The organism is Serratia sp. 506_PEND (genome assembly GCF_001076875.1).
GTDB classification, from domain to species: Bacteria; Pseudomonadota; Gammaproteobacteria; order Enterobacterales; family Enterobacteriaceae; genus Serratia; species Serratia marcescens.
Genome location: NZ_JVEL01000632.1, coordinates 1 through 11,313, shown reverse-complemented (window position 1 = coordinate 11,313; position 11,313 = coordinate 1). Strand labels below are relative to the sequence as shown.

The window sequence follows — 11,313 nt, the reverse complement described above, 5'->3', positions numbered from 1 at the left end:
GATAAGCAATGGATAATGTCATCGAGCGTCCTGGTGAAGACATTGAGCGCTATGTGTGTGCGTCTTTTACTGACGAAGGTTTTATCGATATTGTGGTGTCAGATAACCACCGAGCACAATTCTCAGTGCAGAATTATGTCAGCAGTCTGCAACGTAAACATCCAGGGAAAACGAATGTAAAGTTCGTCTCATTCGATGAGGTGAGTCAATTCCGCGAGGCGAACGGTATTGATAACCAACAAGGCGATGCGCGTGAAAATGTTGAAAGTCAGCAGCGTGTGTTGCGTTATTTCAAGCAGGCCGTCGAGCTTGGCGCTTCTGATATTCACTTTACCATTGGCCGGGATAACAATGAGTTTACCTACATCGAGGTTCGTGTTCACGGCGAACTGGAACAGATTGACTGCATCGATAAACAAGATGGTATGAGGCTGGCTGCGGCTATCTGTCAGGGCATGTGCGATGTGACGGAAAAACAGTTTTATCCCAACAGGCAGCAAGATGGCCGTATCAAAGAGGAGTTTGTAAAGCCACTCGGTATTTTTGGTGCGCGTTACAGTCATACCCCAGCGGTGGGGGGGCTTTATGCCGTGATGCGTATCATTCCTGATGATGGCAATAATGTTCCTTCACTAGAAGCTCTGGGTTTTTTGCCCGAACAGATTGCCACCACCAAACGCATCCTGCGTCGCCCGGAAGGGATTGTTGTTCTGTCAGGCCCAACAGGGTCGGGGAAATCGACCACGCTCAGGTCGTTTTCTTCGTGTTACCTATCGCGGGCGGGGATAAGTAAAAATGGTTTGCCAAGGAAAAGACTCCTGACGATAGAAGACCCGCCAGAAGGTCGTATACCTGGTGCAGTACAGACACCGATTATCGCGGATAAAAAGGATGCACGCGCGGTAACGCTTGCCTGGCTTCGGGCTATATCATCAGCTCTCCGGTTAGATCCAGATGCTATTTTGAATGGCGAGATGCGCGATATGGACTCGGCAATGGCCGCGATTAATGCGGCTATGACGGGACACTTGCTGATGACAACGCTACACGCCAATGATGCAATCAGTATTATTGAACGCCTGGAAATTATGGGAATAAGTGCGCGTTTAATTGCCGATGCGCAACTTATGGTGGGGTTGATAAGTCAGCGCCTGGTGCAACGTTTGTGCCCGGATTGCAAAGTCTCCTACAAGGAAGAGGCGGAGCGCATGGATGAGGATGACCGCAAACTGATAGAGCACCACTGTCAACCTGAGCATGTGTATTTGCGTAATATGGAAGGATGTGAACATTGTTTTAAAGGCGTTATTGGTCGGACGGTTATATCGGAAGTGATTGCTCCTGACGCTAAGTTTTTTGAAATATACCTTACTCGGGGAAAGGCAGCAGCCAAAACCTACTGGAAAAAAAACCTAAACGGCATCACGAGAAACGAACACCTGTTGCATTACATCAACGCCGGTGAGGTTGACCCACTTGCAGCGGATGCAATATGTCCAATTGATGAAGATACTTACACGTTAATTAAAGAAAGATAATCATCGACAATTAACCATTTAATTACAAGGGGCGTTTAACATGATCAACCGGCTGCAATTCTCATTGCAGTCCGTCAAAGAAAAAGCCACTCATGCAAATCGATGGCTATATCGACACTCATTTTCGGCTAACGACCGCATCGAGTTTTATGAGATGCTTGCGTTTTTATTAGATAATGAAAAACCTTTGCGGCAAGCGTTATCTGACATGCGCGACGTTGCGACGGATTTTGGTCGAAAAAAACATCCCTCTGCGGTGTTATTGACGGACTGCATACATGCCCTGGATGACGGGGAGTCAATAGAAGTGGCATTGCTTGATTGGGTGCCTATTCAGGAAGCAACATTAATCGGGGCAGGTGTTCTCGAAGGTAATATCGCTGAATCGCTGCGCCGTGCCAGCCGGATCGTTGCGGGTAAGGGTGAAATGTTGGGCGCTATCAAAGGCGCTGTCATGTATCCCAGCGTGTTAATCATTATCGTGATTGCGATGATGTACATGGTAAACGCTAAATTCATTCCTCAATTAGAGAAAATGGTGCCGCGTGAGAAATGGGTGGGGCCGATATGGTGGTTGGGTAATTTATCCCAGGGAGTGATAGAGAACGGTATTTTATTCATCATTCTTGCGGTGTTGATTGGTGGGTTGATTTATTGGTCTTTAGAAAACTACACCGGTAAATTAAGGCGGTTTATTGACTCAACAACTCCTTGGTCGCTGTATCGAATTTTTCAAGGTGTCACATTCTTGCTAAATGTATCAGCGCTACTTCGCGTAAATATCCAGACACTAAATGCACTGAACATCATCAACGAGAATGCCAGCCCTTGGTTGCAACAACGGGTTAGGGAAACACAAATATACATCAGGCAGGGGCAACATTTAGGAAAAGCATTAAAAAGTACAGGTTATAATTTCCCGTCAAAGGAATGTGTAAATCAAATGATGTTACTAACAGAAGGAGATGGTGCTGAAAATATACTTGAAGGATATGCTAATCGCTGGCTGCAACAAGCGATAAAAGATGTAAAGAAAAAAGCACTTCGTTTAACAATACTTTGTTTTGCTCTGGTGTTTTCGTATATGGCAACACTGTTGCTGGCAATATCTCAAATCAATTCACTTGTTGACTCATTAGGAAGATAAAAATGACTGTAAATACACGTAATGAAACTAACGCATCAACCACTAACAAAACTGACAGCGTACACCGTGGCTGGTTAGGACTGGAGGCGGGCGGCGTACTGTTGCTGATTATGGTCGGTACAGTATTGGCGTTAATCCTGGTTGCCGCGCTATTTAGTAAAAATGATACCAGTACGGAGCTTTCTAACGCACAGTTCATCATGAACCAGACGCGGGGCCTTCTGAAATCCAAGGGGAACTATGACTTCAGTAGTTCCACTAAAATGACCGGCACCTTGATCCAGTTCGGCGGCATTCCTTCCGGCATGACCATTAACGGTACTGCGCAATCAGGAACGGCTACGGCGGTTAACGTGTGGGGTGGCGATGTGACAATTGCACCTGAGAAAGTGAATGGCTCTACCAATAACAAAGGATTCTCGCTGACCTACAAGAACGTGCCTCAAGAGGCATGTGTAACACTGGCTACAAAAATGAGTGAAACCAGTCTGGTGAGTGAGTTGAGCATTACAGGAACTAATAATGTTGGTGGCGTAACCGCAGAAAAAGCCGGTACACAGTGCAAAGCAGATAACGGTTCTGTCGGTACAAATACCTTGATTTTCAAGTCCAATAACTAATGACATTTCCCTATAGGTAATCAAGGGGGCTTATGCCCCCTGTTACTGAATAAACAGGGGGTAGCAAGTGAAATGTAAGCATACCTTTTTATCCTTATTATATTTTTTCTCTATAATTATGCTGTGCTTTTCTTCCGGTGTAAAAGCCTATTGTTTTGAGACTGCTGGGGAAAAATACAAAATCGATCCGCTGTTGCTAAAAGCAATAGTAACACAAGAAAGCGGGCTTAATCCAAAAGCCATTAATCACAATAAAAATAAAGCGGGCAAGATAACCAGTACCGATTACGGTTTGGCACAAATTAACTCAACGCATATTCCCACACTCATTCGTATGGGGGTAATTAAATCAAAAGATGATCTGCTCACTAACCCCTGCCTGAATGTACAAATTGGGGCATGGATATTGGCTAAGCACATAAAACAATGTGGTGTGAACTGGATGTGTCTGGGGACGTATAACGCCGGGTTTCGTGAGGATAACGATGAAAAAAGGATGAAATATGCCAAACGGATTTATGCTATTTACACGTCATTATTGACTGGGAAGAGGACAGCCTCATGAACTATTGGGACGTGTTGTTGTTTATCATTTCCGCTTATGCATTTCAGATGCTGACCTTCTATTCAGCTGACTGCTTTGTTAAAGCACATGGATCTCCTTCTGGCCTGACCGGTCAGTGGTACTATGCGATAATCATATCGTTATTTTCCGTGTTGGCTGTTCTGTCAATGCAAAACGACGTAAGGTTCGTAAATGTGTTGTTTGTTTCGGCGCTCTATGGTTTTTTGTCACTGTTTATCATATTAGACATCGAGCGTAATTGGCTACCAAAGTGCTTTACCTTCACCTTTATTGTTGTTGGTGTCGCCTACCGTTTTATTGAACAGAAATACGAGTGGCGGATAATGACAGCAACAGTATTTCTCCTGTGCCTGGGGTTGTTTCTGTTTAGAGTCTATATCAACAGGAGAGCAGGAGGGGAAGTCTTTGGTCTGGGTGATGTTTATTTAATAGTGGGCTTGGCTGTATGGTTTTCAGTTTTAACCGCACTAAAATTAATCACCGTCGCAACGTTGTTGGCAATCCTCTTTCTTTTATTCAAAAAGTATCGTTTCCCTTCCCGTTGGCGTCACCATCATGAATATCGAGGTACACCATTCGCCCCGTTCTTATGCGGGGTAGCGGCTGTGTGGGGTGTTCTGCCTGTCGCAATCTTCTCATAATCAGGATTAGAACATGAGAATACGTGAAAACGGCGGGTAAATTAGCCACGTATTTTATCGGAAATCAAAAAAAGGTATGTCCCTATGAATAATGATGCCTGTTTTTTTATGAGAAAAGCATTTTTTCATGATGGTACTGTTGGATGTAAAAAACGGCCCATTATGGATATTGATTTAATCGTCGCCTTGCGTTATAGAGTGAAATTGCTCCCCTCGTCACCCAATAAAAAAGAGGTTATGAAAAAATTTGATGAGGTTTTAATGTCGTATCTTGATGGGACATCCTTTGAGATCCCCGAATTAGAAGGGGAGTTGATATCTTTACTTTTGAGAATGCGGCTTCATCAGAGGAGACTGGGTTCTTCAGTGGATATTTTGGGTGAAATATCAGACGTAATTGCGAGACTGAATGCAGAGATTGAGCATGTGTATTTTTGGTGTTGTAAAATAGCTGGCACAATTAGCACTATGTCCATGATTTATCCTTTGATAAAGAATGCATTGCTAATGTTATTTGTACTCTTACTTGTAATTGTCGTGTTGGTTTATATAGCGCCTGTGTCGGGTGTTTTACGCGCCGCAATTTTATCATAATCAGGATTAGGCCATGAAAATTATCCCTTCATCCCCAAAAATACACCGGGGTTATATGGCGCTGGAAGCGCTGGGTGTTCTACTTATTATCATGTTGGCGTCTGTGTTCGCGGCTGAAAAGGTTAGTGAATACCTCCAGGAAAAAGAGTGGGGTGTCATGGCAATACATGCCACGACCTTCAACGAAGCGGCCAAAAGCTATATTGCGGATAATACAGACTCTCTGTTGGCAACCTCGACGCCTGGCAATCCCACGAAGATCACACCATCCCTGTTGATCAGCAAGGGCTACTTGCAAAATGGATTCTCAGCAGAGAACAGCTACGGTCAAACTTATGTAACGGCAGTTGTCAAAAACGACAAATTGAAAGACAAGCTCCAGGCGCTGACGTGTACCGTCAGTGGAACGGCGATCCCCTATCGCGGTTTGCGGTCAATTTCAACGCAAATTCAAGGCATGGGTGGCTATGTGAATGAAGATAATGTCGCCACCGGCGCGTATGGCGGCTGGACGAGCAACACGCGCGATTTTGGGATCACCTGTACGACAGGCCATATTGCAATTGCCTTGTCGTCGGAGGTGCTGGGAACAGCAATGCAGGAGAGTGACCGGCTGTATCGTTATCAGGTCAATGGACGGCCAGACTTGAACAGAATGCATACCAGCATTGACATGGGAGCCAATGACCTGAATAACGCCAATAAAATCAACGCAAAAATGGGGAATTTTAGCGAAGATGTTAACGGTAAACGGTTAATTGCTAATGACAGTGTTTGGTCAAGCGGGTGGATCACGGCGAACGGAGACATTCGCAGCAATGCCGGTTGGCTTATTAGCAAACATGGTAAAGGCTGGCTCAATGAAGATCATGGCGGCGGATTCTACATGGATGATAATGACTGGATACGTTCGGTTAATAATAAAGGTATCTATACAGGCGGGCAGCTTAAAGGCGGAACTGTTAGGGCGGATGGGCGAGCCTCCGTTGGGGAATATTTACAACTGGATGGAACGGCTAATGAAGGTTGGGGATGTAGCCCGAATGGTTTGGTTGGGCGGGCTAATGATGGTGCGCTTTTATTTTGTCAAAACGGAATATGGAAAGGCGCGGGGAAAAGTAACGGTGCCTACCAGCAATTAGGGTATCACGTCGGCAATTTTTCAGGAAGTAATCCGGGAAGTACAACGATGTGGATAACTGCGCTTGGCGGGCAATCCACTAATAATTGGGGCGTAGATGACGGTTCATGTGAAAATACATACGCACTAGTAGCAAACGTCAACAATTTAAATGTGGCAACAAGTATAAGTAATAACCCAGGTTGGGCAAAAAGCACAACTATCAACTTCGCCGTACCTGCGGGTGCTAACTACAATATCATTTCAAATCCTTTACCTGAACGAGGGTGCAGTCCTGGTCAATTTTGGGTTTTAAGCTATCAGTGAGAAACTATTAACTTATTTTTCAATAGAGGTACACATATGAACTTTAAAAGATTGGGGATATTAGTGTGTGGGTTATTAATTATAACCGCTGCACCCAAGGTATCAGTGGCAGCATCACAAGACGAGTGTGCCATTTGGCTTTGTATGCCTGCGGGGTTTCCTGGTAATGAGTGTAATGCACCCCATAATGAAATGATTAAGCGTATTAAAAAGGGTAAGTCTCCATTGCCATCTTTCGAAAGTTGCGCTATAGACTCGCCTCAAAGTGGCAATATTGGAACCAAAGAAGGGTATGCAGCGTACTACTATAACCGGGTCAAATGTACACGGGAAAATAATGATAGCGGTTGTATTGCTTTCAAAAAATTACCAAATAAAATAGTTAATGATAGTTGGTGTAAAAAAGAGCCTTATACGGAAGCATACCGTTTTCAATGTAAGTCCATTAGTTTTGTCCAGACAATAATTGATGGGAAGCCGTGGGGGGGCGCTGTTTATTACGATAGCAATGGAAATATTTACAACCCAAATGATTTCTAATCAGCCAGGTTCCGGTTGTTAAATAAAAAAGGAGTATTTTATGGGTAATGTAAAGACTGTTGCAATTGGTTTGGTAAATGGTGCAATGTCTTTCCTTAAGGTTTTCGCCGACCTTTGTCAGATGGTAATTCGTTTTGTTCTGGCAATGTCAATAACGGTTCCTGTGCTGACTTTCTGGGTCATGCTGGCTGGGATTAGCCAGTCCCCAGAGACGGTATTAAATTTTGAACAATGCCTTGAGATATTAAAAAGTGTCGTTAAATTGTCTTTTCAATTGACTGTCATTTCTATTTTTTTGTACTCAGGATTCTGCCTGGTCTTTGGATACAAAAATCGGTTAATCCCCAATCGTCTTCGTAATCTGTAGCACCGCGTTATCCACGAACTCCACAATCGCCCCTGATAGCCTGGCACCGGCTATCAAGGCGCTCCCGTTCGCGGAGGTGGCTTACTGGCCTCTCCGCTTCACTGGCTTCGCTCATGTGGATTTGTGGATAACGTTCCTTTGCTGGTTCTATTCAGGAGCAATAGTTATTCTCTCAAAGAAGGAGTTGGTTTATGTATCTGCATATAGTCCCGAAACTTTTTCATCTAATGGCAAATAAGTGCCGCCTTGAATCAATTGTCATTCCAGAACTTGATTTTCAAATTGAAGATAATGCACTATCAACGGGCAGGCCGTGGCCTAACAAAAATATTTGGGTTGGAATGAAAAAAGGTAGGAAAGCTATCAACGGCCTTTTATTGAAAACTGATAAAAAGCTCAAATGGTTTACAACTGAATGTAAATGGAGTATCGAAGATATGGGGGTGATAAGCCACCGTGTAACCTCATATATCGAAGATGATGAGTTTGATATGGTGTCGCAAGAAATAATGTTAAGTGATAGGTTTGATAAGTGGGAAAACAGACGACATTCAGCCTACGATAATTTGCCTCCTGTAAAAATTCAACCCAAAATGGAATCCCTTTTAACTAAGCCAAGTGAAGAATCACATGATATGTGGGAAGAATATACATGGGGTGATTTTCTTTTATCTAGGGAGGAAAGTTTACTGCTGCATACCATTCAGTCAGACAGACTGAATACTGACTTTTCTTTGTTCAGTCGACTACCATCGCTCGAACAGGCTATTAATATTTGAGGTGGCGTTATGGATTTCAGCAATGTAGACCATAAGGTGCTTGCCGTAGAATTTGAAAAGTCCTTAAGTGCTTTTTGTAACTGGGGTCTAGAGAAAGATAGTCAGGGTAAATATCTTGATAAAAACACGCAATATGCATGGAGTGAGTATAAGAGAATAAAATATTTGAATGTTATTAATCATCGAGGAAAATCATGAAACTTTTTATTGCAGAAAAACCACAACTCGGCCTAGTTATTGCTGATGCTTTGGGCCAGCCCCGTCGAAAAAGTGGTTATATTGAATGCGGGCAAGATATAGTTACCTGGTGTGTGGGGCATTTGCTGGAGCTAGCGCCGCCAGAAGCACATAATCCTGACTACGCCAAATGGGTTGCGAGCGATCTACCGCTAAAACTCCGTCCACCTAAGTACATTGCTAAAACAGATACTCAAGATCAGCTCAATATTGTTGGCGACCTCATCAAGCAAGCTGATGAAATTGTCCATGCTGGCGACCCGGATGATGAGGGGCAATTGTTAGTTGATGAAGTCCTGGCGTTCTTCAATAACACTCGTCCGGTTAAACGAGTGCTTATCAATGACCTTAACGTTAATGCTGCCCGTAAGGCGTTGGCAAACCTCCGTGACAACCAGGAGTTCTACGGTCTATCACAGAAAGCTTTGGCGCGAAGCGTAGGCGATCAACTTTACGGGTTCAACATGACCCGTGCCTGTACTCTGGCTGGGCGCGAGAAGGGCTTGAAAAGCGTGCTTTCTGTTGGACGGGTGCAAACCCCGATTTTGGGGTTGATCGTCAACCGTTATAACGCCTTTAAAAATCACACTGCCGCCCATTATTTCAATGTCGCTGCGCAGATGGCATTTGCAACAGGCACGGTGCCGACAAAGTTGATAGTGCCAGAAGGCGCTCCCACTGATGATAAGGGGCGCATTATCGATGAACGCTGGGCGCTAGATGTGGTGGATCATTGCCAGGGTAAGCCTGTCACGGTAAAGCAGGCGAATGTCGAACCGAAACAAACACCGGCCCCTCTGCCCTTCTCCTTACTGGATTTACAGGCGCAGATGAGTAGACAGCATGGCATTGACGCTGAGAAGACGCTGGCGATCACGCAGTCTCTGCGAGAAAAGTACAAAGCCATCACTTACAACCGCTCCGATTGTAATTACTTGTCCAATGAGCAATACGCAGAGGCCCCGGAAACGTTGTTGGCACTGGGTGCGACGTTGCCCGAACTGGCACAGGCATTTAGCCTGGCCGACGTCAGCCGTAAAAGTCGGGCATTTGATGACAGTAAGGTATCTGCCCACACTGCAATCATCCCAACGGCGGCGCGGGTCGATCTCAGCAGCATGACGGTAGATGAGAAGGCTGTGTATGAGGCGATTGTGAAACAGTACCTGGTGCAGTTCTTGCCAGAAAAACGCTATCAAGCGGCCCAGGTGACGTTTACTGTAGAGGGCAAGGATTTCATCGCCCGATCGACAAAAACAACTGCACAGGGCTGGACGGCGCTTGTGGCAGCGGCTCAAGAGAACGAAGAAGAGGAACAAGAGGACAGCAGCAGTCTGTTTGAAATTTTGGCATCGCTGAGTACCGGCGATGGCGGAGGATGTGAAACGGTCAGCGTCAGTAAGGAAAAAACGAAACCATTACCGCTTTACACCGAAGCTACGCTACTGAAAGATCTGCAACGTGTAGCAAAATATGTGCGTGATCCGCGAGTTAAGAAATTACTGTTAGCGCGGGATGAAGGCAAGACTGGAGAGCACGGTGGGATAGGCACCCCGGCAACACGGGCCTCAATGCTGGCAACATTGCAAAAGCGCGGATTCTACACCGTAGAGAAAAAAAAACTCATCCCTACCCCGCTAGGTCTTGAGTTCATTGCCGCCCTACCCCCTATTGCTACTACACCCGATATGACCGCCCTGTGGCATGAGCAACAGCAAATGATCCAGGGAGGGGAATTAACCGTTGATGCTTTTTTAGATGAGCTTGAGCAGTTTATTGCCGAACGAGTAAGCAACGTTGATCTTGGCACCATTCAATCTATTCCGTCGCAGCAGTCTGCAATAAAGGCCAATTGTCCGATGTGTGGAAAAGCATTATTTGCTACGCCAAAAGTCGTGGGTTGCAAAGAGTGTACTTTCAGACTCTACCCTGTGGTGGCACAAAAGACATTGACGCAATTACAAATCGAAACGCTACTGACAAAAGGTAAAACAGGGGTGATAAAAGGTTTCAAAAGTAAAGCAGGGAAATCTTTTGATGCACCATTACAACTGACTGGCGAAGGGAAGGTCGAGTTTCTTCGTAAGTAAATCAATATTTATAGAGAGGTAATTCCATGAAAAAGCCAACTTATAATGTTTATGTTACTCATGAAACAGAAAGTAATGGAGAAAAGAATAACTATTGGACGAAAGTCGGCGCGGCATTCAGTCATAATGAAAAACCGGGGCTGAACATCATTCTGACACCGGGAATTGCCGTGAGTGGAAAACTTGTATTACTCGAACCCAAAGAGGACGGTAATCAAGCATAAACGAGGCGGTGAAACACATAATCGTTGTCCACAAATCCACATGAACCCCAGCCAGTGAAGCCGGGGGCCATCCAGCACCCCGGCGAACGGGAGCGGCAAGCACACGTAAGGGGGCGACGGGAGATTGTGGAGTTGTGCGTCAACGATGATCTACGTTGTTATCGCTTCATTACTCAGCTATCGCCCCGTAGTTCGCTATGCTCACACGCGCAGATACAGCGCCCCGCCGCGTAAACGTGGCGGCGTACCGTTCGCCAAGGCTCACGCGCTAACTGCGGCCGTTCCGGCGGGCTTTATTGATACTCCGATGCCTGTCAGTCAGTTTTGGGCTGTGCAGGGCGGCGGGAGGGGTTGCGCTATATGGACGACCGCAAGGCCCGGCAATTCACCGCCCGTGATACTTTCAGCATTTGTGCAGTTGCCTTCTACAAATAACATCATTTTATATATTTATATATTGAATAAGCATCCAAATAGATGTATTATTTAACTCATGGAAGCAC

13 protein-coding genes are annotated in these 11,313 nt (G+C 45.2%); all 13 read left to right on the top strand.

Annotated features, from left to right (window positions below; all coding sequences use genetic code 11):
* The first annotated feature begins 8 nt into the window (after positions 1-8).
* The 13 genes from ADK28_RS28640 to ADK28_RS30805 all read left to right on the top strand — a co-directional run bounded on the left by ADK28_RS28640 (position 9) and on the right by ADK28_RS30805 (position 10,810).
* The gene (locus ADK28_RS28640; protein ID WP_048797377.1) at positions 9-1,538 is read left to right on the top strand and encodes a GspE/PulE family protein; all 1,530 of its coding nucleotides are present in this window, start codon (positions 9-11) and stop codon (positions 1,536-1,538) included.
* Between the two features lie 40 nt (positions 1,539-1,578).
* On the top strand, positions 1,579-2,685 hold the full coding sequence (locus ADK28_RS28635; protein ID WP_048797376.1) for a type II secretion system F family protein: 1,107 nt from the start codon (positions 1,579-1,581) through the stop codon (positions 2,683-2,685).
* A gap of 2 nt (positions 2,686-2,687) precedes the next feature.
* Positions 2,688-3,305, top strand: a complete 618-nt coding sequence (locus ADK28_RS28630; protein WP_048797375.1) for a type 4 pilus major pilin — start codon at positions 2,688-2,690, stop codon at positions 3,303-3,305.
* Positions 3,306-3,423: 118 nt separating this feature from the next.
* Complete coding sequence (locus ADK28_RS30815; RefSeq protein ID WP_075202178.1) at positions 3,424-3,870, top strand: lytic transglycosylase domain-containing protein; 447 nt, start codon at positions 3,424-3,426, stop codon at positions 3,868-3,870.
* Entirely contained in the window at positions 3,867-4,532 is a 666-nt protein-coding gene (locus ADK28_RS28625) for a prepilin peptidase (RefSeq protein WP_048797374.1), read from the top strand. The genes ADK28_RS30815 and ADK28_RS28625 overlap by 4 nt, the downstream gene beginning before the upstream one ends.
* A gap of 84 nt (positions 4,533-4,616) precedes the next feature.
* A complete protein-coding gene (locus tag ADK28_RS28620; protein WP_152929761.1) occupies positions 4,617-5,126 on the top strand; it encodes a hypothetical protein in 510 nt (169 codons plus the stop codon).
* 13 nt (positions 5,127-5,139) lie between these two features.
* Positions 5,140-6,573, top strand: a complete 1,434-nt coding sequence (gene pilV, locus ADK28_RS28615; RefSeq protein WP_048797372.1) for a shufflon system plasmid conjugative transfer pilus tip adhesin PilV — start codon at positions 5,140-5,142, stop codon at positions 6,571-6,573.
* A 36-nt stretch (positions 6,574-6,609) separates the two neighbouring features.
* Positions 6,610-7,113 carry a hypothetical protein gene (locus ADK28_RS30810; RefSeq protein WP_075202168.1) on the top strand — a complete coding sequence of 168 codons (504 nt, stop codon included), beginning with the start codon at positions 6,610-6,612 and terminating at the stop codon, positions 7,111-7,113.
* A gap of 40 nt (positions 7,114-7,153) precedes the next feature.
* Positions 7,154-7,480, top strand: coding sequence for a hypothetical protein (locus ADK28_RS28610; RefSeq protein ID WP_048797371.1), 327 nt, complete (start codon positions 7,154-7,156; stop codon positions 7,478-7,480).
* 191 nt (positions 7,481-7,671) lie between these two features.
* A complete protein-coding gene (locus ADK28_RS28605) occupies positions 7,672-8,259 on the top strand; it encodes a DUF6012 family protein (RefSeq protein ID WP_048797370.1) in 588 nt (195 codons plus the stop codon).
* Between the two features lie 9 nt (positions 8,260-8,268).
* On the top strand, positions 8,269-8,457 hold the full coding sequence (locus tag ADK28_RS31955) for a hypothetical protein (RefSeq protein ID WP_152929760.1): 189 nt from the start codon (positions 8,269-8,271) through the stop codon (positions 8,455-8,457).
* Positions 8,454-10,586 (top strand): type IA DNA topoisomerase, encoded by a 2,133-nt coding sequence (locus tag ADK28_RS28600; RefSeq protein ID WP_048797369.1) that lies wholly within the window; start codon positions 8,454-8,456, stop codon positions 10,584-10,586. Before ADK28_RS31955 ends, ADK28_RS28600 begins: the two co-directional genes overlap by 4 nt.
* Before the next feature lie 26 nt (positions 10,587-10,612).
* Entirely contained in the window at positions 10,613-10,810 is a 198-nt protein-coding gene (locus tag ADK28_RS30805; protein ID WP_075202167.1) for a hypothetical protein, read from the top strand.
* Positions 10,811-11,313 lie beyond the last annotated feature (503 nt).